This window comes from Microbacterium sp. HMH0099, from assembly GCF_049384025.1.
Lineage (GTDB): Bacteria > Actinomycetota > Actinomycetes > Actinomycetales > Microbacteriaceae > Microbacterium.
Genome location: NZ_JBMRJR010000004.1, coordinates 312,789 through 338,789, shown reverse-complemented (window position 1 = coordinate 338,789; position 26,001 = coordinate 312,789). Strand labels below are relative to the sequence as shown.

At 72.7% G+C, this 26,001-nt stretch carries 22 protein-coding genes; 12 read left to right on the top strand and 10 right to left on the bottom strand.

Going from position 1 to position 26,001, the window contains the following annotated elements; genetic code table 11:
- Window positions 1–103: 103 nt before the first annotated feature.
- The 3 genes from ACO03V_RS11620 to ACO03V_RS11610 form a co-directional block, all read right to left on the bottom strand.
- Window positions 104–1,063 (bottom strand): hypothetical protein, encoded by a 960-nt coding sequence (locus ACO03V_RS11620; RefSeq protein ID WP_423137691.1) that lies wholly within the window; start codon window positions 1,061–1,063, stop codon window positions 104–106.
- 252 nt (window positions 1,064–1,315) lie between these two features.
- A complete protein-coding gene (locus tag ACO03V_RS11615; protein ID WP_423137690.1) occupies window positions 1,316–3,160 on the bottom strand; it encodes a phospho-sugar mutase in 1,845 nt (614 codons plus the stop codon).
- On the bottom strand, window positions 3,157–3,990 hold the full coding sequence (locus tag ACO03V_RS11610; RefSeq protein WP_367729647.1) for a purine-nucleoside phosphorylase: 834 nt from the start codon (window positions 3,988–3,990) through the stop codon (window positions 3,157–3,159). Before ACO03V_RS11610 ends, ACO03V_RS11615 begins: the two co-directional genes overlap by 4 nt.
- A gap of 68 nt (window positions 3,991–4,058) precedes the next feature.
- Here ACO03V_RS11610 and ACO03V_RS11605 point away from each other — a divergent pair, with 68 nt between their 5' ends.
- The gene (locus ACO03V_RS11605) at window positions 4,059–5,519 is read left to right on the top strand and encodes an NAD(P)H-quinone dehydrogenase (protein WP_367729649.1); all 1,461 of its coding nucleotides are present in this window, start codon (window positions 4,059–4,061) and stop codon (window positions 5,517–5,519) included.
- Between the two features lie 227 nt (window positions 5,520–5,746).
- On the opposite strand, the gene ACO03V_RS11600 is transcribed toward ACO03V_RS11605, so the two are convergent.
- Together ACO03V_RS11600 and ACO03V_RS11595 are read right to left on the bottom strand one after the other, a co-directional pair.
- A complete protein-coding gene (locus ACO03V_RS11600) occupies window positions 5,747–7,513 on the bottom strand; it encodes a biotin carboxylase N-terminal domain-containing protein (protein ID WP_423137689.1) in 1,767 nt (588 codons plus the stop codon).
- A gap of 77 nt (window positions 7,514–7,590) precedes the next feature.
- Window positions 7,591–8,238 carry a Maf family protein gene (locus ACO03V_RS11595; RefSeq protein ID WP_367729652.1) on the bottom strand — a complete coding sequence of 216 codons (648 nt, stop codon included), beginning with the start codon at window positions 8,236–8,238 and terminating at the stop codon, window positions 7,591–7,593.
- 162 nt (window positions 8,239–8,400) lie between these two features.
- Between ACO03V_RS11595 and ACO03V_RS11590 the strand changes: the two genes are divergently transcribed.
- Genes ACO03V_RS11590 through ACO03V_RS11575 form a run of 4 tightly spaced genes read left to right on the top strand, consistent with a single transcriptional unit; the run spans window position 8,401 to window position 12,659 of the window.
- Entirely contained in the window at window positions 8,401–9,648 is a 1,248-nt protein-coding gene (locus tag ACO03V_RS11590; protein ID WP_423137688.1) for a class I SAM-dependent RNA methyltransferase, read from the top strand.
- 59 nt (window positions 9,649–9,707) lie between these two features.
- Window positions 9,708–10,373 (top strand): response regulator, encoded by a 666-nt coding sequence (locus ACO03V_RS11585; protein ID WP_367729728.1) that lies wholly within the window; start codon window positions 9,708–9,710, stop codon window positions 10,371–10,373.
- Window positions 10,366–11,622, top strand: coding sequence for a sensor histidine kinase (locus ACO03V_RS11580; protein ID WP_423137687.1), 1,257 nt, complete (start codon window positions 10,366–10,368; stop codon window positions 11,620–11,622). Before ACO03V_RS11585 ends, ACO03V_RS11580 begins: the two co-directional genes overlap by 8 nt.
- Window positions 11,619–12,659, top strand: coding sequence for a hypothetical protein (locus ACO03V_RS11575; protein ID WP_423137686.1), 1,041 nt, complete (start codon window positions 11,619–11,621; stop codon window positions 12,657–12,659). The genes ACO03V_RS11580 and ACO03V_RS11575 overlap by 4 nt, the downstream gene beginning before the upstream one ends.
- A 343-nt stretch (window positions 12,660–13,002) precedes the next feature.
- Here ACO03V_RS11575 and ACO03V_RS11570 read toward each other — a convergent pair whose 3' ends face one another.
- Both ACO03V_RS11570 and ACO03V_RS11565 read right to left on the bottom strand, forming a co-directional pair.
- Window positions 13,003–13,251 (bottom strand): acyl-CoA carboxylase epsilon subunit, encoded by a 249-nt coding sequence (locus ACO03V_RS11570; protein WP_367729733.1) that lies wholly within the window; start codon window positions 13,249–13,251, stop codon window positions 13,003–13,005.
- The gene (locus ACO03V_RS11565; protein ID WP_423137685.1) at window positions 13,248–14,837 is read right to left on the bottom strand and encodes an acyl-CoA carboxylase subunit beta; all 1,590 of its coding nucleotides are present in this window, start codon (window positions 14,835–14,837) and stop codon (window positions 13,248–13,250) included. Before ACO03V_RS11565 ends, ACO03V_RS11570 begins: the two co-directional genes overlap by 4 nt.
- 158 nt (window positions 14,838–14,995) lie before the next feature.
- Here ACO03V_RS11565 and ACO03V_RS11560 point away from each other — a divergent pair, with 158 nt between their 5' ends.
- The 7 genes from ACO03V_RS11560 (at window position 14,996) to ACO03V_RS11530 (ending at window position 23,019) form a co-directional block, all read left to right on the top strand.
- Complete coding sequence (locus ACO03V_RS11560) at window positions 14,996–15,781, top strand: biotin--[acetyl-CoA-carboxylase] ligase (RefSeq protein ID WP_423137684.1); 786 nt, start codon at window positions 14,996–14,998, stop codon at window positions 15,779–15,781.
- Window positions 15,782–15,885: 104 nt separating this feature from the next.
- Window positions 15,886–16,437 (top strand): PH domain-containing protein, encoded by a 552-nt coding sequence (locus ACO03V_RS11555; protein ID WP_367729767.1) that lies wholly within the window; start codon window positions 15,886–15,888, stop codon window positions 16,435–16,437.
- Between the two features lie 72 nt (window positions 16,438–16,509).
- Window positions 16,510–17,643 carry a 5-(carboxyamino)imidazole ribonucleotide synthase gene (locus ACO03V_RS11550; protein ID WP_423137683.1) on the top strand — a complete coding sequence of 378 codons (1,134 nt, stop codon included), beginning with the start codon at window positions 16,510–16,512 and terminating at the stop codon, window positions 17,641–17,643.
- A gap of 103 nt (window positions 17,644–17,746) precedes the next feature.
- Window positions 17,747–18,214 (top strand): 5-(carboxyamino)imidazole ribonucleotide mutase, encoded by a 468-nt coding sequence (gene purE / locus ACO03V_RS11545; protein WP_367730922.1) that lies wholly within the window; start codon window positions 17,747–17,749, stop codon window positions 18,212–18,214.
- On the top strand, window positions 18,211–19,680 hold the full coding sequence (locus ACO03V_RS11540; RefSeq protein WP_423137682.1) for an LCP family protein: 1,470 nt from the start codon (window positions 18,211–18,213) through the stop codon (window positions 19,678–19,680). Before purE ends, ACO03V_RS11540 begins: the two co-directional genes overlap by 4 nt.
- The gene (locus ACO03V_RS11535; RefSeq protein ID WP_423137681.1) at window positions 19,677–20,780 is read left to right on the top strand and encodes a glycosyltransferase; all 1,104 of its coding nucleotides are present in this window, start codon (window positions 19,677–19,679) and stop codon (window positions 20,778–20,780) included. The genes ACO03V_RS11540 and ACO03V_RS11535 overlap by 4 nt, the downstream gene beginning before the upstream one ends.
- A gap of 97 nt (window positions 20,781–20,877) precedes the next feature.
- Entirely contained in the window at window positions 20,878–23,019 is a 2,142-nt protein-coding gene (locus tag ACO03V_RS11530; protein WP_423137680.1) for an LGFP repeat-containing protein, read from the top strand.
- Window positions 23,020–23,077: 58 nt separating this feature from the next.
- On the opposite strand, the gene ACO03V_RS11525 is transcribed toward ACO03V_RS11530, so the two are convergent.
- From ACO03V_RS11525 to ACO03V_RS11515, 3 genes are all read right to left on the bottom strand, one after another.
- Window positions 23,078–23,818, bottom strand: coding sequence for an ABC transporter ATP-binding protein (locus ACO03V_RS11525; RefSeq protein ID WP_367729774.1), 741 nt, complete (start codon window positions 23,816–23,818; stop codon window positions 23,078–23,080).
- Complete coding sequence (locus ACO03V_RS11520) at window positions 23,802–24,671, bottom strand: ABC transporter permease (protein WP_367729775.1); 870 nt, start codon at window positions 24,669–24,671, stop codon at window positions 23,802–23,804. The genes ACO03V_RS11525 and ACO03V_RS11520 overlap by 17 nt, the downstream gene beginning before the upstream one ends.
- A 96-nt stretch (window positions 24,672–24,767) precedes the next feature.
- Window positions 24,768–25,988, bottom strand: coding sequence for a lipopolysaccharide biosynthesis protein (locus ACO03V_RS11515; RefSeq protein WP_423137679.1), 1,221 nt, complete (start codon window positions 25,986–25,988; stop codon window positions 24,768–24,770).
- Window positions 25,989–26,001 lie beyond the last annotated feature (13 nt).

The following is a 26,001-nucleotide window of genomic DNA, read 5'->3' as shown; positions in this document are numbered from 1 at the left end:
AGCGGGCGCTCTACCAAGCTGAGCTACGCCCCGGGGCGACGCGCGATGCGCATCGACGAAACGGCCTCGTGAAGGCGCGAAGACTCGGATTGGGGTCAGGACCTTACCGTGGAGGATGGATGCCGAAAGCGTTGAGGCGCCGCCCGAGTGTCGCCGCATCGCGGACGTCAGACCACCCCCAGCGGACCAGGGGTCGATTGGTCACGCCGCGGATCCAGTCCTCACGACGTTTCTCGCTCTCGACCACCGCCGACGCGGAGTGACCTTCGGCGCGCGCCAGCTGCCGGTACTTCGTCATCCCGTCGAACTCCCCCCAGGCGTCGACGTCGTCGAGTCCGAAATCGACCCAGTAGATCTTCCCGCCGGGTCCCCTGATCGGTACCTGGAGGGACGGAGGTGCGAATCCGAGCTGGCGCAGGCGAAGTCGGCTGATGCTCTCACCCGGCAGCTGAGCGCGGCCGTCCGCGAAGTCGAGGACGTTCCGGGCACGCACGCGACCAGGCGAGTTGACTCCGATCGCGATGAGGGCCGACGTCCGCAGCGACTCCGCGGCATCCCGGTCGTAGCTTCCCGGCGGGCGGAAGGCGACGGAGCGCAGAGCCGCGTCGGCTGCCGAGAGTGCGGCCTCGGTCGAAGCCGTCCGCGCGACATCGGCGACGGTTCTCACGAGTGATGTGCAGAGCAGTCCGTCGACGGCGACGATGTCGTCGTACTCGACGGGACCACGGTGACGGACGACACGAGACCCCGAGCCCGGACGAGCGTCCGCCGAGATCACGTGGGTGAGCCCGTCGTCCTGCAGAAGCGGAAGGCCGTGCAGGGCTGCAGCGGTCTGGTAGCCGAACACCGGCTCCTGGACGGCGACCGCTTTGTAGGCCCTGGCACGGACGGCGGCGTGCTCCTCGGCCGTCAGGTTCTGCAACTCCGACGTTCGCGCGTACGCGCCCCGCCGGAGGAGCGTGAGCTGCTCCGCGTCGAGGGCGCGCTTGATGCGCCGAGAGTCGTACCCCTCCGCCCGCAGATGGCTCCGGGTCAGGACGGAGACAGCGAATCCGTTGTTCACGGGGAGTCATTCTTCGCGGTGACGCTCGTGGCGCGCGTCGCTCCCGGCGTCGTCGGGGGAGAGGAGACCGAGATCGTCCGTTGTGGAGGAGCCGAAGACCGCCGGGCCGGGGACGAACGGCACCGACCGGCAATGCGAGTGGCCCCGGGGCCACCTACGGTGCCCCGGGGCCACTTCCATCGCTCCCGCAACGATCGGCAGAGGACCCGAACGACGAACGCCGCCCCGAAGCCCCGCGCCGGCGGGGCAGGGTCAGCGCAGCGACGCCAGCAGCGCCTCCGCGCCGGCGTGCAGCGCTGCCAGACGCCGCGCGGCCTTCTTCGCCGACGAGCCGCGCACGTCGAGGTACAGCTTGAGCTTCGGCTCGGTGCCGCTCGGACGCACGATGAGGCGCGAGCCGTCCTCGAGCCAGATGCGCAGGACGTCGCCGGGCGGCAGGCCGTCGACCCCGTCGAGCAGGTCGTCGATGCGGGAGACGGCGACCTCGCCGATCGCCGCGGGAGGCTGCGCGCGCAGCGCCGCCATGATCCCCGCGATCTCACCGACGTCGCTCACGCGCACCGAGATCTGGTCGCTCGCGAACGCGCCGAACGTCTCGCGGAACTCCTGCAGCAGGTCGGCCACCGTGCGGCCCTGGCCGCGGGCCTCCGACGCCATGCCGAGCAGCGCGACGGCGGCGGAGATGCCGTCCTTGTCCCGGACGACGTCGGGGTTCACGAGGTACCCGAGGGCCTCCTCGAACCCGAAGGCGATCCCGGGCGCCCGCGAGATCCACTTGAACCCGGTGAGCGTCGCGTGGAACCCGAGTCCGTAGTACTCGGCGACGGCCTGCAGGCCCGGTGACGAGACGAGCGAACAGGCGAGGGATGCCGAGGCTCCGGCGCTCGTGGCGGCGACGGCGCGGGCGGTGCGCCATCCGAGCAGCAGGCCGATCTCGTTGCCGGTCAGCCGTCGCCAGCCGTCCGCCGCGTCGGCATCGGGGATGGCGACCGCGAGACGGTCGGCATCCGGGTCGTTCGCGATGACCAGCTCGGCGCCGGCGTCGCGGGCGGTCCGGAACGCCAGGTCCATGGCGCCGGGCTCCTCCGGGTTCGGGAACGCGACGGTGGGGAACCGGCCGTCCGGCTCGATCTGCTCCGTCACGAGGACCGGGGCGGGGTAGCCGGCCTCGGCGAGGACGCGCCGGACCGTCTCCCAGCCCACGCCGTGCATCGCGGTGTAGACCCAGCGCAGTCCCTCGGCGCCCGCGGGGGCCGGGGCCACCGCGGCGGTGGCGGCGATGTACGCCTCGACGAGCGACTCGGGGGCGTTCTCGTACCCGACGGAGCGCGGCAGCGTCGTGACGTCGCCGGCGTCGGCGACCCGCTGGATGTGCGCGGCGATCTCGGCGTCGGCCGGCGACACGATCTGCGCGCCGTCGTCGGGGCCGCCGAGGTAGACCTTGTAGCCGTTGTCGTCGGGCGGGTTGTGGCTGGCGGTCACCATGACGCCCGCGTCGGCGCCGAGGTGGCGCACGGCGAAGGCGAGGACGGGCGTGGGCAGCATGCGGGGCAGCAGGATCGCGCGCAGCCCGGCGCCGGTGAAGATCTCCACGGAGTCCCGTGCGAACACGTCGGAGTTGCGGCGACCGTCGTACCCGACGACGACCACCGGACGGTCGTCGCGGTCGGAGCCCGGCACCACCGGACGGTCGTCGCGGTCGGAGCCCGGCACCACCGGACGGTCGTCGCGGTCGGAGCCCGCGGCATCCCGGTCCTCGGAGCCCGTGGCATCCCGGCCCTCGCCGTCGCCGGCCCCGAGGGCACCGGCGTCGGAGTCCGGGAGACGTGAGGTGCCCCGCTCGAGGAGGTATGCCGCGAACCCGGCCGCGGCCTGCGCGACGAGGACGCGGTTCATGCGGTTGGAGCCGGCGCCGAGGGTTCCGCGCAGACCGGCGGTCCCGAAGGCGAGGCGGGTGGAGAAGCGGTCCGCGAGGTCGTCGGCGGCTGCGGCGTCGCCGGCTTCGACCCGCTCGAGGAGGGCGGTCAGCTCGTCGCGGGTGACGGCGTCCGGGTCCTGCGCGAGCCAGCCGCGCGCGGCGTCGACGTACGCGCTCACAGCTCTCCGATCACGCGCGCGAGCAGGGCCGAGATCACCGGCTCGGCCTCGCGGCCGGCCTCGAGCACCTCTTCGTGGCTGAGGGGGGTCTGCTGGATGCCGGCGGCCAGGTTCGTGATCAGCGAGAAGCCGAGGATCTCCATGCCGGCCTGCCGTGCGGCGATCGCCTCGAGGGCGGTCGACATGCCGACGATGTGCCCGCCGATGGCCTTGGCCATCTGCACCTCGGCGGGGGTCTCGTAGTGCGGCCCGCGGAACTGCGTGTAGACGCCCTCGTCGAGCGTCGGGTCGACGCTGCGCGCGACGTCGCGGAGCCGCGCCGAGTACAGGTCGGTGAGGTCGATGAACGTCGCGCCCTCGAGGGGCGAGTCGGCGGTGAGATTGATGTGGTCGCTGATGAGCACGGGCTGCCCGGGCTTCCACGTCTCGCGGATGCCGCCGGCGCCGTTCGTCAGGATCATCGTCGACGCCCCGGTGGCCGCGGCGGTGCGGACGCTGTGGACGACGCGGCGGACGCCGTGACCCTCGTAGTAGTGGGTGCGGGCGCCGATGACGAGGACGTTCTTCCCGCCGGGCGTCCGGACGCTGCGCAGCGTGCCGACGTGCCCCTCGAGCGCGGGCTTGCTGAAGCCGACGACCTCGGTCGCGGGGAACGACGCGGTCTCCTCGCCGATGAGCTCGGCGGCGCGGCCCCAGCCGCTGCCGAGGGTGACGGCGATGTCGTGGCGCTCGACGCCGGAGAGGCGGGCGATGTCGGCCGCCGCGGCGGCGGCGACCTCGAACGGGTCGACCGCGGGGTCGTCGAGCGGGTGGGGGGTGCTGTTGGACATCCCCCCACTCTAGGAACAGCGGGGGCCGCCGGGCCAGACGATCGGACAGCGCGTCGCGCTGGGGGAGAATGGATGCCATGGTGCAGAGCTTCGAGCGCAAGCAGTCCGTCGCGATCGTGGGCGGAGGCCCCGGGGGCTACGAGGCGGCGCTGTCGGCGGCCCAGCTCGGTGCCGACGTCACGCTCGTGGAGCGCGCGGGCGTGGGCGGGTCGGCCGTCATCACCGATGTGGTCCCGTCGAAGACCCTCATCGCCACCGCCGACGCCGCGGTCGCCATCCGCGGTGCCAGCGACCTCGGCGTGCAGCTGTTCGCCAAGGACGACCGCGGCAAGCCGCTGACGCCCGAGGTGGCCATCAACCTCGCCGCCGTGAATCAGCGGCTGCTGTCGCTCGCCCGCCAGCAGTCCGACGACATGCGCGCGTCGCTGCTCGACGCGGGCGTGCGCATCATCGCCGGTCACGGCCGCCTGGACGGCAACGGCGCCGTCGTGGTCTCGACCGAGGCGGGTGGCACGGACTTCGACCGCATCGAGGCCGAGACCCTGGTGGTCTCGGTCGGCGCGTCGCCGCGCGAGCTGCCGTCGGCCCAGCCCGACGGCGAGCGCATCCTGACCTGGACGCAGCTCTACAACATGAAGTCGGTGCCGTCGCACCTCATCGTGGTCGGCTCCGGCGTAACGGGCGCGGAGTTCGCCTCCGCCTACATGAACCTCGGCGCGAAGGTGACGCTGGTGTCCAGCCGCGACCAGGTGCTCCCCGGAGAGGATCAGGATGCCGCGGCCGTCCTCGAGCGCGTCTTCCAGCGCGGCGGCATGACGCTGCTCGCCAAGGCCCGTGCCGAGTCCGTCGTGAACACCGGCGACGGCGTCGTCGTGACCCTCGCCGACGGTCGCACCATCGAGGGCAGCCACTGCCTCATGGCGGTCGGGTCCATCCCGAACACCGCGGGCATCGGCCTCGAGGCGGCGGGCGTCCAGATGACCTCCTCCGGCCACATCCGTGTCAACCGGGTCGCCCGCACGTCGGTGCCGAACATCTACGCCGCGGGGGACTGCACGAACTTCTTCCCGCTCGCCTCGGTGGCATCCATGCAGGGCCGTCAGGCGATCTTCCACGCGCTCGGCGACATCGTCATCCCGCTCGAGACGCGCCGGATCACGGCCAACATCTTCACCGCGCCCGAGATCGCGACGGTCGGCTTCTCGGAGCAGGACGTCACCGAGGGCCGCATCGCGGGCGTCGTCCGCAAGCTGCCGCTGTCGGCCAACCCGCGGGCGAAGATGCAGGGCATCACGGACGGCTTCGTGAAGCTCATCGCGCGCAAGGGCAGCGGCACCGTCATGGGCGGCGTCATCGTCGGGCCGCGCGCGTCCGAGCTGATCTACCCGATCGCGATCGCCGTCGAGCGGCGCCTGACCGTCGACCAGGTGGCGCGCGTGTTCGCGGTCTACCCGTCGTTGACGTCGAGCATCACGGATGCCGCCCGCGCCATGCACATCGTCGACCGCGACGATCCCGGCGAGGACTGACCCGCCCCCGGCGCTCCGCGCCCGCCCCCGGCGCTCCGCGCCCGCCCCCGGCGCCCCGGCGCTCCGCGCGCGCAGCCCGGAGACGCCCCGTGGCCGCGCGCGCAGCCTGCAGACGCCCCGGCGCTTCGCGCACGCAGCCCGGCGCCCCGGCGCTCCGCGCGCTGCCCCGGACACGCGCAACGGCGCCGCACCCCCGGGGGAGCACGGCGCCGTGACGACGGCGGCCGTCAGCTGATGAGCAGCAGCTGGTGGCCCGCGGAGACGGTGGTGCCGGGCGCGGCGTCGATGCCGGCGATCGTGCCGTCCTTGTGCGCCTGGATGGGCTGCTCCATCTTCATCGCCTCGAGGACGACGACGAGGTCGCCCTTGACGACCTGCTGCCCCTCCTCGACGGCGATCTTGACGACGGTGGCCTGCATCGGCGACTTGACGGCGTCGCCCGTGGCGCCCGCCGCGGGCGAGGCGGCGTGCGTGCGGCGCGACGGGGGCACGGCGGCCGGACGCCCGACCTGCGGGGCGGCGGCGACGATGCGGTCGGGCAGGCTCACCTCGAGGCGCTTGCCGGCGACCTCCACGACGACCGTGTGACGGCCGGGCGCGGCGGCGGGGGCCTCGAGCTCGCCGTCCCACGCGGGGATGTCGTTGACGAACTCGGTCTCGATCCAGCGCGTGTAGACGCCGAAGTCGCCGTCCGCGGCGACGAACGCCGGGTCGCGGACGACCTTGCGGTGGAACGGCAGGACGGTCGGCATCCCGGCGACCTCGAACTCGTCCAGCGCGCGGCGCGAACGCTCGAGCGCCTCGGCGCGGTCGCGACCGGTGACGATGATCTTCGCCAGCAGCGAGTCGAACGCGCCCGAGACGCTGTCGCCGGCGGTGACGCCCGAGTCGAGACGGATGCCGGGACCGCCGAACGTCTTGAAGACGTGGATGGGACCGGGCTGGGGGAGGAAGCCGCGGCCGGGGTCCTCGCCGTTGATGCGGAACTCGATGGAGTGGCCGACCGGGCGGGGGTCGTCGTACCCGATCTCCTCGCCCTCCGCGATGCGGAACTGCTCGCGCACCAGGTCGATGCCGGTGACCTCCTCGGACACCGGGTGCTCCACCTGAAGACGCGTGTTGACCTCGAGGAACGAGATCGTCCCGTCCGCGCCGACGAGGAACTCGCACGTGCCGGCTCCGACGTAGCCCACCTCGCGGAGGATGGCCTTCGACGCGGAGTACAGGATCTCGTTCTGCTCGTCGGTCAGGAACGGCGCGGGCGCCTCCTCGACGAGCTTCTGGTGGCGGCGCTGCAGCGAGCAGTCGCGGGTCGAGACGACCACGACGTTGCCGGCGGCGTCCGCGAGGCACTGGGTCTCGACGTGACGCGGCTTGTCGAGGTACTTCTCGACGAAGCACTCGCCGCGGCCGAAGGCGGCCACGGCCTCGCGGGTCGCGGACTCGAACATCTCGGCGACCTCGTCGAGCTCGCGCGCGACCTTGAGGCCGCGGCCTCCGCCGCCGTAGGCGGCCTTGATGGCGATGGGCAGGCCCACCTGCTCGGCGAACGCGACGACCTCGTCGGCACCCGAGACGGGGCCGGGGGTCCCGGGGGCCAGCGGGGCGCCGACCTTCTCGGCCACGTGGCGGGCGGTGACCTTGTCGCCGAGGGCCTCGATGGCGTCGGGCGACGGGCCGATCCAGACCAGGCCGGCGCCGATGACGGCGCGGGCGAAGTCCGCGTTCTCGGCGAGGAAGCCGTAACCGGGGTGGACGGCGTCGGCGCCCGAGCGCCGGGCGATCGAGAGGATCTTCTCGATGGAGAGGTACGTCTCGGCGCTGGTGGCGCCCTCGAGGGCGTAGGCCTCGTCGGCGAGGCGGGAGTGCAGGGCGTCGCGATCCTGATCCGCGTACACGGCGACCGAGGCCTTGCCCGAATCGCGTGCGGCGCGGATGACACGGACGGCGATCTCGCCACGGTTGGCGACGAGTACCTTGGCGATCTTCGGCATTCGTCCAGCCTAGCGACGCGAAGGGACCTCTTTTTGACCCTTCTCGACAAGAAAGTCCGGGGAACGTGTGGCGAAGTCTACGAACGGTTCCACAGCGCGGGCCAGGACCCGCCGAGCTCGCGGACGAGACGACGCACCGTCGACAGCGACATCCCGACGACCGTCGAGGGATCGCCCTCGACCCGCTCGATGAACGCGCCGCCCAGGCTGTCGACCGTGAACGCGCCCGCCACCTGCAGCGGCTCGCCCGTCGCGACGTACGCCGCGATCTCGTCCTCGTCGACGTCCGCGGCGAAGGTGACGGACGCCTCCGCCACGGCGTACGCCTCCCGCGGCTCCGCACCGGGCGTCAGCCGGAAGACGCTGTGCCCCGAGTGCAGCACGCCCGTCCGCCCGCGCATGTCGCGCCAGCGGGCGGTGGCGTTCTCGGGGGTGTACGGCTTGCCGAGGATCTCCTCCCCGAGCGCGAACATCGAGTCGCCGCCCACGACGAACCCCTCGAAGTCCGGGTCTTCGTCGCGCAGGCGGAGGGCGACGTCCTCCGCCTTCCGCCGGGCGAGCAGCAGCACGTGCTCCTCCGCCGGGAGCCGGCGTCCCTCCGCGGCCTCCACCTCGGCGATGACCGCCTCCTCGTCTACCTGGGGCGCCCGGGCCTCGGGCTCGATGCCCGCCTGACGCATCAGCATGAGTCGGGCGGGGGAGGTGGATGCCAAGCACACGCGCATGCGTCCACGCTACCGAGCCCGTGCTCGCACCCCACCGCGGCGTCGAGCCTCCGCGCCGAGGAACGCTCCCTGCACCGAGAAACGCCCGCACCCGGCGTTCCCGGGTGCAGACGGCGTTTCTCGCGGCGGTCCGGAGGAGGGAGCGTGTGACAGGCTCGACGCATGCATGACGGCGACACCATCGATCTCGACATCACCGGCATCGCCCACGGCGGCGTGTTCGTCGGGCGCCACGAGGGCCGGGTCGTCTTCGTCCCCGACACCCTCCCGGGCGAACGCATCCGCGCCCGCCTGACCGACACGCGGAAGAAGAGCTTCTGGCGCGCCGAGGCGCTCGAGGTGCTCGAGGCCGCGCCGGAACGGCGTCCGCACGTCTGGGCGGCCGCCTCGATCGACCGTGCGCCCGAGGAACGCGCCGGCGGCGCGGAGTTCGGCCACATCGAGCTGTCCCACCAGCGGGCGCTCAAGGAGCGCGTCATCCGGGAGGCCATCGAGCGCGTGGGGCGCCTCGACCTCCCCGTCGAGGTCCGGGCCGCCGGTGCCGACGAGACCCCGGACGGCACGGGCTGGCGCACGCGCGTCAGCCTCCACGTCGACGACGCGGGCCGCGTCGGGCCGTTCGCCGCCCGTTCCCACGACGTCGTCCCCACGCCGGACCTGCCGCTGGCCACACCCGCCGTCGCGCGGGCCGCCGCCGACCTCGGGGGCGCCGAGCCCGGCCGCATCGATCTCGTGCAGCCCGCCGACGGTCGGGTGCGCGTGCTGCCGCGCCCCGACGGCGCACGCCGCGCCCCCGCGCCGGAGGTCGTCGAGGAACGCGTCGGCGATCGCGTCTTCCGGGTCGACGCCGGCGGGTTCTGGCAGGTGCACCGCCTCGCCGCGCGCACCCTCACCGACCTCGTCACGACGGAGCTCCGGGATGCCACCGGGGGTCTGGATCCGGAGGCATCCCACCTCGACCTCTACGGCGGCGTGGGCCTCTTCGCGGCCGCCCTCGCCGACCTCGGCGGCAGCGGCACGCGCGTGACGAGCGTCGAGTCGGACGCCCGCGCCACGGAGCACGCGGGCGAGAACCTCGCCGAGTGGGTCGGCGCCCGTGCCGAGACCGCCCGGGTCGACCGGTACGTCGCGCGCCTGGCGGCGGACGCCTCGGCACGCGAGCGCGAGCGCCTCGCCCGCGGGGTCGTGCTCCTGGACCCGCCGCGGGCGGGAGCCGGACGCGAGGTCGTCGAGGCTGTCGCCGGGCTCAGCCCGTCCTCGGTCGTCTACGTGGCGTGCGACCCGGTCGCCCTGGCCCGGGACCTGGCGACCTTCGCCGATCACGGCTACCGCGCCGACAGCGGCATCCGCGGGGTCGACCTGTTCCCGAACTCGCACCACGTGGAGGCCGTGGCCGTTCTGCGCCGATGACGGACATCCGCGGAAAGTCGCACCCTCCTCGGCGGTGAGCGCGCAGATACGATGTGGACATGACGCGCGTCGCCCTCATCGATGACCACGAGTCGGTCCGACTGGGGCTCGAGGCCGCACTGGCCCGCGTCGACGCGACCGAGGTCGTCTTCTCCGGAGCGAACGTCGCCGCCTACCTCGACTGGCGCCGCGGCGCGGTGCAGAACCCCGCCGACGTCGTCGTGCTCGACCTGACGCTCGGCGACGGCACCACGGTGTCCGAGAACGTCGACCGCGTCGTGCGCGACGGGTCCAGCGTCATCATCCACAGCGTCGCCGACCGTCCCGCCGCCGTGCGCGAGGCGCTCGCCGCGGGGGCGGCCGGCATCGTCAGCAAGTCCTCGCCGACGCACGAGGTGCTCGGCGCGATCGGCACGGTCGCCCGCGGCGAGCTGCTCGACAACGTGGAGTGGGCCAGCGCCGTCGAGGCGGACCGCGACTTCGCCGACGCGCAGCTGTCGGCCCGCGAGCGCGAGGTGCTGCGGCTGTACGCCGCGGGGCTGCCGCTGAAGGCCGTCGCCGACCGCCTCGGCGTGGCCTACTCGACGGCGAAAGAGAACATCACCCGTGTGCGCGTGAAGTACGTCGAGGTCGGGCGTCCCGCGCCGACCAAGGTGGACCTGCTGCGTCGGGCGATGGAAGACGGCATCCTCCACGAAGATGCCGAGACCGAACCCGATGTCTGACACCGGGCGTTCCGTCCTCGATGAGGCCTGGGGCCGCATCCCCCACACGCGCGAGACGACGGAGGAGCCCGGCTCGTTCACCCAGACGCGCATCGAGCGCGTCATCACGCTCCTCGTGGGACCGGGCTGCCTCGTCCTCGGCGCGCAGGCCTTCGTCGCGGCGTTCGGCCCGGGCGACGAGACGCCCGGCTGGCACCTCCCGCTGGTCGTCGGAGTCTTCCTGCCCCTGATCGCGATGGTCGTCGCCTGCACGATCGGGCGCTTCGCCCGCCTGTTCTCCGGCATCTTCGCCGTCGCCTTCGTCGTGGCCCTGGCGCTGTGGCCGGCGGCCACGGTCGACGGGTCCGCCCCCTCGGTGACGGAGAACCCCTGGATCTTCTTCCTCATCAACGTCGCCACGGTCGCGGCCGTCGTCGCGTTCCCGCTGCCGCTGCAGGTGGTCTGGACGATCGCCGTCCCGCTGCTGTTCGGCCTCGCCCGTCTCGTGCAGGCCGACTTCGCGCCGGACTTCCTCCTCCCCGTCCTCCTCGACGTGTCGTTCGCCTGCATCCTCGGCAGCGTTCTCGTGACGCTGGGCTGGATGTACCGCTCGGTGGCCGGCAACGTCGACGAGACCCGCAGCCGCGCCGTCAGCAGCTACGCCTCGGCCGCCGCCGCGGAGGCCACCGAGCGCGAGCGCGTCGCGGTCGCGGCCCTCATGCACGACAGCGTGCTGGGCGCGCTCCTCGCGGCCGAGCGGGCGACCACCCCGCGCGAGCGGACCCTCGCCGTCAGCATGGCCCGCGAGGCGCTCATGCGGCTGGCCAACGCCGAGAAGGACGCCCTCGAGGGCAGCGACGAGCCCGTGGATGCCGCCCGCCTGGCCGACGACATCGAGGAGGCCGCGCACGAGTTCGGCGTCGACCTCACGGTGACCCGTCGCGTCCAGTTCGGTACGCCTCGCGTGCCTGGACGCGTCGCGCGGGCGCTCGTCCTCGCGGCGATGCAGGCCGTGGCCAACGCCGTTCAGCACGCGGAGGCCCGCGGCCTGTCGGTCGAGCTGAACGGCTACGCCGATCCCGGCAGCGTCGCGGTGCGCGTCCGCGACGCCGGGGGCGGCTTCGACCTCTCCGCCATCCCGGAGGACCGCCTCGGCATCCGCGGGTCGATCATCGCGCGCGTGACCGCCGTCGGCGGACGCAGCGACATCGACACCGGTCCCGCCGGGACGACGGTGCTGCTCGAGTGGGAGAGCGGGGACCGCTGGTGACCGTCCGCGGCGTCCTCTCGGCCATCGCGCTGGCCTTCACGGCGTACCTCGCCGCGCGCGGCCTCCTGTGGACGCGGCCGGAGACGGTCGTCCACGGGTGGCTCCTCGTCGCCTCGCTCGCGCTGTACCTTCCCGTCGCGTGGCTGTGGATCCTGTGGGGCCGTCCGTCGCGCGCGACGACGACGCGGGTCGACGTGGCCCCGGCCGGCGCCGGACTGCCGGGGTGGGCCGCGGGCCTGGCGCTCGTGGTCGCTGTCGTCGTCCCCAACGCGACGTTCTTCGCGGTGGCGGAGGACGGGCGCACGCAGCCCTTCGCGACCTCGTCGATCGGGGCGATCGGCGCCCTGATGACGATCGTGATGGCGCGCGGACGTCCCGTCGTCGCCTGGATCGGCATCGGGGTGATCGCGCTGTCGGCCTCGCTGTGGCTCGGCCCGCTCGGCGCCCTCAGCCAGGGGCTGGTCGGCTCCATCGTCTGGGTGGGAGCCGCGCAGCTGCTCAGCATCGCCCTCACCCGCGCCGCGCGGGACGCGGAGCGTCTCGCGGAGCTGCAGCAGGCCGCCTCGGCCTGGCAGGCGTCGCAGTCGGGACGCCAGCGGGAGCGGCGCATCCATGTGCAGCGCGCGCTGCAGGTCGCCGGTCCGGTGCTCGGTCGCACCATCGAGACCGGCGGCAACCTCCGCGCGGCGGAGAAGGAGGCGGCCCGCCTCGCCGAGCAGAGCCTGCGCGACGAGCTCCGCGGACCGCGACTGCTCGACGACGCCGTGCGGGCGGGGATCGACGCCGCCCGGCGCCGGGGCGCCGCGGTCACGCTGTTCGATGAGGGCGGCCTGGAGGGCCTGCAGGGCGCCGAGCTGGCGGCGGTCCGCGCCGAGCTGGCCGACGTGCTGCGCGACTCCGCGTCCGAGCGCCTGATCATCCGCACCTCGCCGCACCCCGCGGTGGCGGTGACGGTCGTGGGCCGGTCGGCCGGCGACGGCGCGGGAGGCGACGACGACGACGTCGACCTCTGGCACGAGATCCGACGCCCGCGCTGACGCGCCGCGACCCGCGCACGCGGGCTGACCCGCGATCAGGGCGGCATCCCGACCGCGCGCGGACCGGACACCGGCCCGACGACGGCCGTTCCGGGAACGGTCCCGAGATCATGAGACGACCCACCGCCCCGTCCGGGGGGGAGAACCGGGGCGGTGGGTCGTCTAGGGGTGAGGGGCGGCGAAGCCGCCCACCCCTCACTCCGGCGAACGGCTACCCGAAAACCGTCCGCAAGGCCGGGACCGGCTCGAGGAGCGGCCCGACCGAACGCAGTGAATGCGTTCCAGCTCCTCCAGTATTCGGGAGCGGATCGGTGCCGTCTGTAGGTATTTCGGGGGACAGGGGTCAGCCGGTGAAGCCGTGCCAGCCCGACAGGCGGTCGAGCGGACGGCGCAGGCCGCGGGCCGAGAGCTCCCACCGGGACCGCGTCGCCGGCTCGGGGGCGACGGCCGCGGCCGCCTCCGCCTCGTAGGCCTCCGTCACGACCACGACGACAGCGGCGAGCTCCTCCTCGGTGGCCGTTCCGCGGACCACCTCGGCGACGACCTGCGGACGGTCGTCCCCGGCCGCGGGGTCGGGCGACGTCGGGCTCACAGCGGGATGTTCCCGTGCTTCTTGGCGGGCAGGCTCGCGCGCTTGTTCCGCAGGGCGCGCAGCGCCTTGGCGATGGACACGCGCGTCTGCGCCGGCTCGATGATCCCGTCGAGCTCGCCGCGCTCGGCGGCGAGGAACGGGGATGCCACGTTGTACGTGTACTCGCTCGCGAGACGCGCGCGCACCGCGGCGACGTCCTCACCGGCCTCCTCCGCGCGCTTGATCTCGCCGCGGTAGAGGATGTTGACCGCCCCCTGACCGCCCATGACGGCGATCTCGGCGGTGGGCCACGCGAGGTTGATGTCGGCGCCCAGCTGCTTGGAGCCCATCACGATGTAGGCGCCGCCGTAGGCCTTGCGGAGGATCACCGTGACCAGCGGCACGGTGGCCTCGGCGTAGGCGTACAGCAGCTTCGCGCCGCGGCGGATGACGCCGGTCCACTCCTGATCCGTGCCGGGCAGGTACCCGGGGACGTCGACCAGGGTGACGATCGGCACCGAGAAGGCGTCGCAGAACCGGACGAACCGGCTGGCCTTCTCACCCGCGTCGATGTTCAGGGTGCCGGCCATCTGGGACGGCTGGTTGGCGATGATGCCGACCGTGCGGCCCTCGATCCGACCGAAGCCGATGACGATGTTCGGGGCGAACAGCGGCTGCACCTCGAGGAAGTCGGCGTCATCCACGATCCCGTCGATGACGGTGTGGATGTCGTAGGGCTGATTGGGCGAGTCGGGGATGACGGTGTTCAGCGCCCGGTCGGCATCCGTCGTCTCGAACTCGAAGGGGGTGTCGTAGACCGGGGTCTCGGCGAGGTTGTTGTCGGGCAGGAAGCCGATGAGCGAGCGGGCGTAGTCGATCGCGTCGTCCTCGTCGTCGGCGAGGTAGTGCGCGACACCGGAGCGGGTGTTGTGCGTGTGCGCGCCGCCGAGCTCCTCCATCCCGACGTCCTCGCCGGTGACGGTCTTGATGACGTCGGGGCCGGTGACGAACATCTGGCTGGTCTTGTCGACCATGATGACGAAGTCGGTGAGGGCGGGGGAGTAGACCGCGCCGCCCGCGGCGGGCCCCATGATGATCGACAGCTGCGGGATGACGCCCGAGGCGGCGGTGTTCAGGCGGAAGATCTCGCCGTACTTGCCGAGGGCGACGACGCCCTCCTGGATGCGCGCGCCGCCCGAGTCCAGGATGCCGATGATCGGGATGCCGCTGCGCAGCGCGAGCTCCATGACCTTGATGATCTTGTCGCCCGCGACCTCTCCGAGCGAGCCGCCGAAGGTGGAGAAGTCCTGCGCGTACACGGCGACCGTGCGGCCGTGGATCGTGCCGGTGCCGGTGACGACGGAGTCGCCGTAGGGGCGCGACCTGTCCATTCCGAAGGCAGTGGTGCGGTGGCGCACGTATTCGTCGATCTCGACGAAGGAGCCGGGGTCGACCAGCAGCTCGATGCGCTCGCGGGCGGTGAGCTTGCCCTTCGCGTGCTGCTTGTCGCGCGCGGAGGACTCGGCGTCGACGACGGCCTCCTGGTACCTGCTGCGCAGGTCGGCGATCTTGCCGGCGGTCGTGAAGAGATCGGGCTGGTCGGTCACGCTTTCCACCCTAGCGACCGCGTCCGCCCCCGCGTTGGAGGGTGCAGACAGGTCACGGGGCGATTCGCTGTGGCATCCCTTCATTCCCCTCCGTGTGCCCCGCGAGGGGGAAAGGCAAGTGGATGCCGCCGACCCGCGGACTCTCTAGGGTGTGGGTCATGCCGATCCCCGAGTCCGGATACCCCGCCACCGCCGCCGTCAGCCCCCGAGTCCAGGCCGTCGAGACGACCGCGTCCACCAACGCGGACGTCGTCGCCGCCGTCACCGCCGACCCGGCCGAGTGGCCGCATCTCTCGCTCCTGGTGACCGACGACCAGCGGGCCGGGCGGGGGCGCCTGGACCGCTCGTGGACGACCCCGCCGGGCACCGCCCTGGCGGCGTCGGTGGTGCTCGACGTGGCCGAGGTCCCCGTCGAGGCGCGCGGCTGGATCCCTCTGGCCGCGGGCGCGGCCATGACCCGTGCCGTCCGCGGTCAGCTCAAGGGGCACGGCGCCTCGACCGCCGAGCTGAAGTGGCCGAACGACGTCCTCGTCGACGGCGGCAAGATCTGCGGCATCCTGGCGGAGGCCGTGCCGGGCACGTTCGAGAAGGTGGTCGTCGGCTCCGGGGTGAACACCCGCATGAGCCGCGCCGACCTCCCCGTGACCACGGCGACCTCCTTCGCGGCCATCGGACGCGACTGCGACGACGACCGGCTGCTGGCCGATTACCTGTCCGTCCTGTCGAGCCTCGTGGACGACCTGCGCCGCGGCGATGTGGAGCGGGTCCGCCGCGAGGTCGCGGACCTGTGCGTCACGGTGGGCAAGGACGTCGAGGTGTCGCTGCCGGACGGCACGACGCTGCAGGGGACGGCCACCGGGCTCGACGCGGCCGGACGGCTCGTCGTGACCTCGGGCACGGTCGAGACGGCGGTGTCGGCGGGCGACGTCGTCCACGTGCGCTGACGCGCGCGCCCGAGGGCGGGCGGGCCGCGCCGACGAGCGGCCCGTGCGCGTGACGTCCCGCGTGTGCGCGCGCCGCGGCGCGGCCGACCCCGCAGAATGAGAGGGTGACCCAGCCGACCAGCTACGGAGGGCGCCCGCGCACTCCGGCGCCGGGGAGCCCCGCGCCCGAGCTGCGCATCGCGCGGCTGCGGAGCCACCCCCGCCGACTGTTCTGGTCCGCGCTCGTCCTCATCGCCGTGTCGGGCGCGACCGCGTTCTTCTACGACAACCTGCCTGACGGGTACGAGAACTGGATGCTCCTCTCCGCCGCCGGCGCGGCCGTCCTCCTCCTCGTCGTCGTGCCGTGGGTGATCTGGATGTCGCACACGTGGACCATCACCACGCGACGGGTCATCGAACGGTCCGGACTGTTCGGCAGCCGCCGCCGCGAGATCTCGCACGTCCGCGGGTACGCGATCGCCATGCGCCGCGGCATCCTGCAGCGCCTCTGGGGCGCCGGGACGCTCACGCTCTCCAACGGCGTCGAGCCGCCGTTGCGGCTGAAGAACATCCCCAGCGCGGTGCTCGTCCACGAGACCCTCGTCGACCAGGTCGAGGTCAACCAGATCCTCGCCCACCGGGACTCGCAGGCGAACGCCCTCGGCACCGACCGCTGATCCCCGCGCGCGGCGCCGCAGTGTGCATCGGCGGCGCGGGCAGACCACAATGGTCGGGACGGAAGGAGCGGCATGACGCTGCGAGTCGGAGTGGTCGGTGGCGGACAGCTGGCGCGGATGATGATCGCGCCCGCCGTGGAGCTCGGCGTCGAGATCCGCGTGCTCGCGGAGGACGAGGGGATGTCCGCGGCGCTCGCCGCCACGGCCGTCGGCGACTACCGCGACGCCGAGACCGTCCTCGCCTTCGCCCGCGAGGTCGACGTGATCACGTTCGACCACGAGCACGTCCCGCAGGACGTGCTGGCGGCCCTCGTCGACGCCGGCGTCGCGGTCCACCCCGGTCCGGCACCCCTGGGCGTCGCACAGGACAAGCTCGTCATGCGCCGCCGGATGAGCGAGCTCGGGATGCCGCAGCCCGACTGGGCCGCCGTCGCCGACGCGGGAGAGCTGCAGGAGTTCCTCGACACGCACGGCGGACGCGCCGTTGTCAAGACCCCGCGCGGCGGCTACGACGGCAAGGGCGTCCGCGTCGTCTCGGCCGCCACCGAGGCCGACGACTGGTTCGCGGCACTGGCCGAGGACGCCAACGGCGGCCGGCTCCTCGTCGAGGAGCTGGTCGACTTCACGCGCGAGCTCGCGCAGCAGGTCGCCCGCCGCCCGTCGGGCGAGGTGAGGGTCTACCCGGTCGTCGAGACGGTGCAGCGCGACGGCGTCTGCGCGGAGGTCATCGCGCCCGCCCCGCGCGCGAGCGAGCGCCTGCGTCGCGCGGCGGCGGAGATCGGCGTCGCCGTCGCCGAGGGCCTCGGCGTCACCGGCATGCTCGCCGTCGAGCTCTTCGAGACCGCCGACGAGCGCATCCTCGTCAACGAGCTGGCGATGCGCCCCCACAACAGCGGCCACTGGACGCAGGACGGCGCGGTCACGAGCCAGTTTGAGCAGCACGTCCGCGCGGTGCTCGACCTCCCCCTCGGGGCGACGGATGCCACGGCCCCCTGGTCCGTGATGATCAACATCCTCGGCGGTCCGACGGAGGGCGGCATGGACGACCGCTTCGCGTCGGCGATGGCGGCGCACCCGACGGCCAAGCTCCACACCTACGGCAAGGCGCCCCGCCCCGGGCGCAAGGTCGGGCACGTGAACGTCGTCGGCGACGACCTCGACGACGTGGTCTACGAGGGGCGGGCGGCCGCCGCGCTGTTCGACTGACGGGCCGCTGCGCGCCGTTCCGGCTTCTTCCAGCGACCCGCCCTACCCTGGACCGGTGACCCGACCGCTGCATTCCTCCGAGACGCCCGTGGTCGGCGTCGTCATGGGCTCCGACTCCGACTGGCGCGTGATGAGCGACGCCTCGCAGATCCTCACCGAGTTCGGCATCCCGCACGAGGTCGAGGTCGTGTCGGCCCACCGCACGCCCGACAAGCTCATCCGCTACGGCCGCGAGGCCCGACAGCGCGGCCTGCGCGCCGTCATCGCGGGGGCCGGCGGCGCCGCGCACCTCCCGGGCATGCTGGCCTCGGTCACCGCCCTGCCCGTGATCGGCGTGCCGGTGCAGCTGTCGACACTGGACGGACTGGACTCCCTCCTCAGCATCGTGCAGATGCCCGCCGGCATCCCGGTGGCCACCGTGTCGATCAACGGCGCGAAGAACGCGGGTCTGCTGGCCGTCCGCATCCTGGGTGCCGCCGACGCGGAGACCGCGGAGCGCGTCGAGGCGTACGCGCGCGACCTCGAGGGGCAGGTCGAGGAGAAGAACCGCCGGCTGAAGGACTCCCTGTGAGCACGGCCGCCCCGTCGCGTCCGCGGACGCGGGCGACGGTGATCGAGCAGCGTCCGCTCCGCAACCCCGATATCGGGTCGCCGCAGGTCATGACACGGCGGGGATGGTGGCTCGTCGTCCTGAACTTCCTCGTCCCCGGATCGGCGCAGGTGCTCGCCGGCGATCGTCGTCTCGGCCGCTTCGGGCTCGGCGCCACGCTGGCGCTCTGGACGGTCCTGGTCCTGGTGGCGCTCGGCGCGGTCCTCATGCCGAGCCAGACGTTCGCGATCGCCACGGGCGCCTTCATCCCCGACTTCCTCGCCTGGCTGCGGTGGGTGCCGCTCACCCTCGTCCAGGTCGCCGCCGTCGGCTACGCGGTCCTCTGGATCGTGCTGACGATCGACACGCTCCGGCTCGTGCGGCTCGTCAGGACGGGGCGCCTCGCCCGGTTCGCGATCGCCGTCGTCTCCATCGTGCTGCTCGTCCTGTCCGGTTCGGGCGCGGCGTGGGCCGCGCAGGCCGCCGGGACGACCCGCGACGCCTTCGCCGATCTGTTCGGGCAGTCCGCGGCGGTGGTCCCACCCTCGGACGGCTACTACAACATCCTCCTGCTCGGCGCGGACTCCGGCGAGGGGCGCGACTCGATGCGCTACGACAGCATCTCCGTCGTCTCCATCAACGCCGAGACGGGCGCGACCACGATCACCGGCATCCCGCGCGACATGCCGCACTTCCCGTTCGCGCCGGGGCCGATGCAGGACAAGTACCCGAACGGCCACCAGGGCGTCGCGAACGCCACCTGCGGGTGGGGGAGCGGCATCAACCAGCTGCGCACCGAGGTGGAGGTCTGCCAGGACGGCGACGCCCTCTATCCGGACGCCCGCAGCGCCGGCTCGACACCGGCCGTCGAGGCCACGAAGGATGCGGCCGAGGGGATCCTCGGCATCCAGATCCCCTATTACGTGTTCATCGACATGCACGGCTTCGCCGCCCTCGTGGACGCGCTGGGCGGGGTCGACATCACCGTCGAGCAGCGCCTGCCGAAGGGCGGCGGCCCGGCGTACTCGGGTCAGCCCGCCGAGGACTGGGCCATCGGATGGATCGAGGCCGGCCCGCAGCACATGGACGGCGACACCGCCCAGTGGTACGCCCGGTCGCGGTACACGACGAGCGACTTCGACCGCATGAAGCGCCAGCGCGTGCTGCAGGAGGCGATCCTCGCGCAGTCCACGCCGCAGAACGTGCTCACCCGGTTCCAGGACGTCGCGGCCGCCGGAACGGCCATCGTCGAGACGGACCTGCCGCAGGGCCTCATCGCGCCCACTCTCGTCGACCTCGCGCTCAAGGCCAAGGAGCAGCCGGTCACCACGCTGGAGCTCACGCCGGAGGGCGGCATCGACGAGTACAGCCCCGACTATGCGTACGTTCAGCAGCTGGTGCAGGCGACGCTCCACCCGCCCGCCGCCACGGAGGACCCCGCATCGTGACCGTCACCCTTCGCGTCGTGCTGGACCAGCTCGTCGCCGAGACCTCGCGCGACCTCGCCGAGGCGTCGGCCTCCCTGGCCCAGGCCCTCGTCGACACCGCCCCCCGCGGGTGCGACGTGGCCGCGATCGTGCCCGCGCCCGGACTCCCCGATGCCGCCGGCGTGACCGGGCTCGTCGACGAGACGCGCCTGCCGATGCGCCGGCGCGAGCTCGCCGCCTCCTGGCAGCTGGGCGTCGTGGCCGGCGTCGGCAAGGGGCTCATCCACTCGCCGACCGCGCTCGCGCCGCTCGTCCGTCACGACCGGGTCAACGAGACGCACCAGATCGTCGTGTCGCTCTGGGACCTGCGGGCCTGGGAGACGCCGGACGAGCTCCCGACGGCCGAGGTCCTCGCCGCGCGGGCCCTCCTGAAGCGCGTGAACAAGCACGCGGACGCCGTCGTCGTGCCGACGCACGCCATGGCGGAGCGCCTCAACGAGGTGGCCAAGACGACGTTCGCATCCAAGGTGCGCGTCGTCGGAGGCGCACCCGCGGCCGGACTCCGGGTGCCCTCGGATGCCGTCGGGCGCCTGCGCGCGCTCGACCTGCCGTCGACGTTCGTGGCCGTCTCCGGCGGGGCCGCCCCGTCGGACGCGCTCGCGGACGCCTTCGCCGCGGTGGCTGCCGCGTCGTACGACGGCCCTGTCGTCGTGCTCGATGTGCCGGAGGGGGAGGAGCCCGCGGTGGCGGAGCTCGCGTCCGCCGCCGGCATCCCGGAGTCCCGGGTCCACGCGCGCGGCTCCCTCGACCGGTGGGACCGCGCCGCCGTGCTGTCGCACGCGGACGCTTACGTCACCGCCTGCGCGCGCACCGACTGGCCGTGGCGTGCGGTCGACGCGCTCGCCGTCGGCGTGCCGATCGTGGCGGTGGACACCCCCGTGCACCGGGAGGTGCTGGCGGATGCCGCGGCGCTCGCCCCGGCCGACCAGCTCGGTGCCGTGCTGTCCGACGCGCTGGGCGCGGGGGCGGAGCGGCTGCGGGTGCTCGCCGGCGACCGGGCGAAGGGATTCCAGTGGGAGGCGTGCGCCGACCGGGTGTGGGCGCTGCACGCGGAACTGTAGCGGCGCGCGGGGAGTTCCGAGAAGACATTTGGTTCTCACCTTCCTCATAAGTCACACTGAGCACATGCAGCAACATGGGCGCCGCAGCGTGCTGGGCATGGCCTCTGTCATCGTCGCCGCCTGGGCGGTGACGGTGAGCCTCCTCACCGGCACGACACCGGCGCGGGCGATCGCGCCCGTCGAGGCGCCCGCGACGGCAGCGGCGGCAGCGGTCGCGCCGGTCGCCGCGGCAGCCGCCGCGCCGTCGGGGTTCAACGCCTCGCAGATCATCACGAACGACGCGTTCTTCGCGAGCGGCACGATGACCGAGGCGCAGATCCAGTCCTTCCTCGAGTCGAAGGTGCCCGTCTGCCAGTCCGGCTACACCTGCCTCAAGGACTGGTACGACACGTCGCGCACGACCTCGGCGGACGCCATGTGCGGCGCGTACTCGGGCGGGACCCGCGAACGCGCGGCCCGCATCATCTTCAAGGTGGCGCAGGCCTGCGGGATCAACCCGCAGGTCATCCTCACGACGCTCCAAAAGGAGCAGGGGCTCGTCACGCACACGTGGCCGAGCGACTGGCGCTACCGGATCGCGATGGGCCAGGGCTGCCCGGACACCGCCGCGTGCGACACGCGGTACTACGGCTTCTTCAACCAGGTCTACGGCGCCGCCTGGCAGTTCAAGCGCTACGCCAACCCGCCGGGCACGAGCCAGTACTTCACCTGGTACGCCCCGGGGAAGACCTGGAACATCCGGTACAACCCCAGCGAGTCGTGCGGCTCGTCGCCGGTCGCGGTGGCGAACCAGGCCACGTCGAACCTCTACTACTACACGCCCTACCAGCCCAACGCCGCCGCGCTGCGCGCGGGATACGGCGAGGGCGACGGCTGCTCGGCCTACGGCAACCGCAACTTCTTCAACTACTTCACCGACTGGTTCGGCTCCACCACCTACCCCGTGGGCGGCGCCGTCGTGGACCGCTGGAACGAGCTGGGCGGCCGTACCGGCACCCTCGGGCTGCCGACCGGTCCGTTCACGTGCGGCACGAAGGACGGCGGCTGCTTCCAGAACTTCCAGCTGGGAGCGATCAGCTGGACGCCGGGGACGGGCGCCTGGGAGACCTACGGACAGATCCGTGCCCGGTGGGCGGCACTCGGCTACGAGACCGGTGTCCTCGGATACCCCGTCGCCGCACCGGTGTGCGGGACGAAGGACGGCGGCTGCTACCAGGAGTTCCAGCTCGGTGCGATCTCGTGGACGTCCGCGACCGGCGCGTGGGAGACGTACGGCGCGATCCGCACGGCGTGGCAGAACGCGGGCTACGAGGGCGGTGCGCTCGGGTACCCGACCGCGGCGCCGGTGAACGCCGACGGCCGCGCCTCGCAGACGTTCCAGGGCGGTGCGATCGGCTGGTCCTCGACGGCGGGCGCGTTCCCGGTGACCGGTGAGGTCGGCAAGCGCTGGGTCGCCCTCTCGGCCGCGGCCGGCGTGCTGGGCGCCCCCGTCGGTCCGTACACGTGCGGGACGAAGGACAACGGCTGCTACCAGAACTTCCAGCAGGGGGCCATCAGCTGGTCCAAGGCGACGGGCGCGTGGGAGTCCTACGGGCAGATCCGCGCCCGGTGGTCGGCCATCGGCTTCGAGTCCGGCGTCCTGGGCTACCCCGTCGCGGCGCCCGTGTGCGGGACGAAGGACGGCGGCTGCTTCCAGAACTTCCAGCTCGGTGCGATCTCCTGGTCGTCCGCGACGGGCGCGTGGGAGACGTACGGCGCGATCCGCGGCGCATGGCAGAACGCGGGCTTCGAGGGCGGGGCCCTCGGGTACCCGACCGCGGCACCGGTGAACGCCGACGGCCGCGCCTCGCAGACGTTCCAGGGCGGCGGCATCGGCTGGTCCTCGACGGCGGGCGCGTTCCCGGTGACCGGTGAGGTCGGCAAGCGCTGGGTCGCCCTGTCGGCCGCGTCCGGCGTGCTGGGCGCCCCGGTCGGCCCGTACACGTGCGGGACGAAGGACAACGGCTGCTACCAGAACTTCCAGCAGGGGGCCATCAGCTGGTCCGCGGCGACGGGAGCCTGGGAGACCTACGGCGCCATCCGCACCTATTGGCGTCAGAACGGCTACGAGGCCGGTACGCTCGGCTACCCGGTGGGCGCCGTCACGGCGCAGACCGCCGGTCAGACGCAGCGCTTCCAGACGGGTACCGCCACCTGGGACCGCGCCACCAACACGGTGTCGTTCGCGCGCACTCCCTGAGCACGGATCGAAGGGCCGGCCGCGTCCGCGCGCCGGCCCTTCGTCGATTCGCGCCCGGTCAGCTCCGCATGAGGGCGACGGCCTCGCGGCTGTCGCCGTCGAACATCACGTTGCCGTGACGCAGCAGGATGCCGCGGTCGCACAGCTGCGAGACCATGTCGAGGTCGTGGCTGACGACGACCAGCGTCTTGCCCTGGGCGTGCAGCTCGCGGATGCGGGCCAGGCACTTGTGCTGGAACGGCTCGTCGCCCACCGAGAGGATCTCGTCGATGAGGAGCAGGTCCACCTCGGTGTGGATGGCGACCGAGAACGCGAGGCGCAGGAACATGCCCGAGGAGTAGTGCTTCACCTCGGTGTCGATGAACTGCTCGATCTCGCTGAAGGCGACGATCTCGTCGAAGCGGTCCTCGATCTCCTTGCGGCTCATGCCGAGGATGGCGGCGTTGAGGAAGATGTTCTCGCGGCCGGAGAGGTCCGGGTGGAAGCCGGCGCCGACCTCGATGAGCCCCGCGACCCGGCCGCGGGTCATGACGCTGCCCTCGTCGGGCTTGAGGACGCCGGAGATGAGCTTGAGCATCGTCGACTTGCCGGAGCCGTTGTAGCCGAGCAGGGCGACGGCCTCGCCCTCGTCGATGCGGAAGGAGACGTCGTCGAGCGCGCGGAAGTCGGTCGACAGGGGCTTGCGTCGCATCGCGGCGACGAAGGTCTCCTTGAACGAGTGCGTGTGACGGAGCTTGAAGTTCTTCCGGACGCCCTCGACGAGGACGCTCGCCTCCCGCTGGTCAGAGATCTTGGGCAAAGCGACCCTCCAGTCGACGGAACACGAGCTGCCCGATGCCGAGGACGAGCACGGAGGTGCCGAGCGCGATGAGCGCATACGTCAGCAGGCCGGGCATGGGTTCCGAGTTCGAGCCGCCGAGAGGGGCCCAGATGCCCCAGTGGAAGAGCTCGACGGCGGGGGTGAGCGGGTTCAGGCGGTAGAGGTCGAAGACCCACTCGGGGACGTTGTCCGCGACCATCTGCCAGCGGTACATCACCGGCGACGCCCAGACGGCGCACATGACGATGATCTCGACGAAGCTCTGCGCGTCGCGGAACGTGGCGTTCACCGAGCCGAACAGCATCCCGAGCCCGACGGAGAGGATCGTCACGATGACCAGGGCGAGGACGATGGCGAGCAGCTGCAGCGCCGACGGCGCCCACCCGAGGAACAGCGCGATGACGACGATCACGACGATCTGGGGAAGCGTGTTGACGGCGGCGACGAGGACGCTCGCCACGGGGAACATCTCCCGCGGCAGGTAGATCTTCTTGATCAGCGAGGCGTTGTCGATGAGGGAGCGCGTGCCGTTGGAGAAGGCCTCGTTGAAGAAGGTGACGATCGTGATGCCCGCGAGCATGTAGATCGGGTAGAACGCGATGGAGGCGTTGAGGTTCAGGAAGATGCCCAGCGCGACGAAGAAGACGACGAACTGGACGAGCGGCTTGACGTAGGACCACAGCCAGCCGAGGACCGAGCCCCGGTAGCGGATGCCGACCTCCTTGCGGATGATCAGGCTGAGCAGGTACCGACGCCGGAAGACCTCGAGGAGACCGCTCGTCGCGCCGGGGGTCGTCAGACGTGCGTTATCAGCGGTCGGGTGGGGCGACACAGGCGGCGGGACCTTTCTGAGATCCGTCGAGGGACCAGTCAATCTTATGTGCGGCGATGGGATGCGGATGCGGGGCGACCGCCGCGTCGGAGGAGGTCAGGATGCCGGACGCGTCCGCAGCAGCCGGACGATGACCGCGCCCTGGTAGAGGACCACGAGGACCTCCGAGAGCGCGAGCGCCCACGCCACCCCGGGGGCGCCGAAGGCGAGCGCGCCCGCGACGAGCATCGGCGCGCCGACGACGGCGCCGAGCAGCGTGGACGCGGCCAGATCGCGGGCGCGGCCGAGCTGCACGAGGCACGCGAGACCCAGCACCTGGCTGAGGGTCACGGCGAAGAGCACGACCGCGAACGGCACGCTGAGCTCGGGACCGAACGGGATGGCGGACTGCGAGAGCAGACCCGCCGCCCACGGGCCGAGCAGGACGACGCACGCGCCCCCGGCCAGGCTGACGAGGGGGATGAGCGTCATCACGCGACGGATGCGCTGCGGGCGGTGCTCCGGCCCGCGCTCCGAGATCCAGCCCTGGACGAAGTGCAGGATCGGGGCGAAGGCCGTGAGGGCGAACCGGAACAGCTTGTCGCCCATCGCGTAGACCGGCAGCGCCGCCGGGGCGAGGGCGTTGAGGACGAGGAGCGGAGTCGCCACGTACAGGGCGGAGGTCGCGGAGGTGACCACGGCGTGGCGCTGGCCGCCGAGCCGGCGGAAGGCCGGGGCGAGGCCGGGGGACACGCGGGCACCCGAGCCGCGCAGGATGACGCGGGCGGACAGCGAGACGGCGAGCACGTTGAAGAGCAGCTGCACGAGCATCGTCAGGGCGAGGTCGCGCGTGAAGATCATGACGGGCAGGCTCGCCAGGATGCCGAGCGCCTGCGGGAGGACCTCCAGCCGGAAGAGGCGGTCGGGGCGGGCCTCGCCGACGAAGTACCAGGCGCCTCCGAGCGACGGCACGAGGTAGGCCGCGGAGGCGATGACGACCAGCGGCAGGAGCGTCGGGTTCAGCAGCCACATGACGAGCACCATGAGCGGGTAGCCCAGGGCGAACAGGAACAGGCGGCTCACGAGCGAGTCCGCGTACCACTGGGGGCGTGCGCCGGGCGGCATCGAGGCGACCTCCGCCGCGCCCGTCGTCCCCCAGCCGAACGCGACGAGGACGCCGAACAGGCCTGCCGCGGACTGGATGGCCGCCTGCACGCCCCACAGGAGGGGGCCCGCGCCGTCGATGACGACCGGGACGGCGAGAAGAGTGACCGCCGAGCCGAAGCCCGTGGAGAGGACGAACCCTCCGAGACGGCGGGCGCTGCTGCCGCGTCTCATGCCCGAGCCGTCG

Excerpts from the sequence above, each read along its gene's own strand:
- ACO03V_RS11610 (WP_367729647.1), bottom strand. The coding sequence starts at position 3,990 with ATGTCCAACAGCACCCCCCACCCGCTCGACGACCCCGCGGTCGACCCG.
- ACO03V_RS11590 (WP_423137688.1), top strand. The coding sequence starts at position 8,401 with ATGCATGACGGCGACACCATCGATCTCGACATCACCGGCATCGCCCAC.
- purE (WP_367730922.1), top strand. The coding sequence starts at position 17,747 with ATGGGCTCCGACTCCGACTGGCGCGTGATGAGCGACGCCTCGCAGATC.
- ACO03V_RS11585 (WP_367729728.1), top strand. The coding sequence starts at position 9,708 with ATGACGCGCGTCGCCCTCATCGATGACCACGAGTCGGTCCGACTGGGG.
- ACO03V_RS11605 (WP_367729649.1), top strand. The coding sequence starts at position 4,059 with ATGGATGCCATGGTGCAGAGCTTCGAGCGCAAGCAGTCCGTCGCGATC.
- ACO03V_RS11560 (WP_423137684.1), top strand. The coding sequence starts at position 14,996 with ATGCCGATCCCCGAGTCCGGATACCCCGCCACCGCCGCCGTCAGCCCC.
- ACO03V_RS11515 (WP_423137679.1), bottom strand. The coding sequence starts at position 25,988 with ATGAGACGCGGCAGCAGCGCCCGCCGTCTCGGAGGGTTCGTCCTCTCC.
- ACO03V_RS11550 (WP_423137683.1), top strand. The coding sequence starts at position 16,510 with ATGACGCTGCGAGTCGGAGTGGTCGGTGGCGGACAGCTGGCGCGGATG.
- ACO03V_RS11580 (WP_423137687.1), top strand. The coding sequence starts at position 10,366 with ATGTCTGACACCGGGCGTTCCGTCCTCGATGAGGCCTGGGGCCGCATC.
- ACO03V_RS11530 (WP_423137680.1), top strand. The coding sequence starts at position 20,878 with ATGGCCTCTGTCATCGTCGCCGCCTGGGCGGTGACGGTGAGCCTCCTC.
- ACO03V_RS11600 (WP_423137689.1), bottom strand. The coding sequence starts at position 7,513 with ATGCCGAAGATCGCCAAGGTACTCGTCGCCAACCGTGGCGAGATCGCC.
- ACO03V_RS11595 (WP_367729652.1), bottom strand. The coding sequence starts at position 8,238 with ATGCGCGTGTGCTTGGCATCCACCTCCCCCGCCCGACTCATGCTGATG.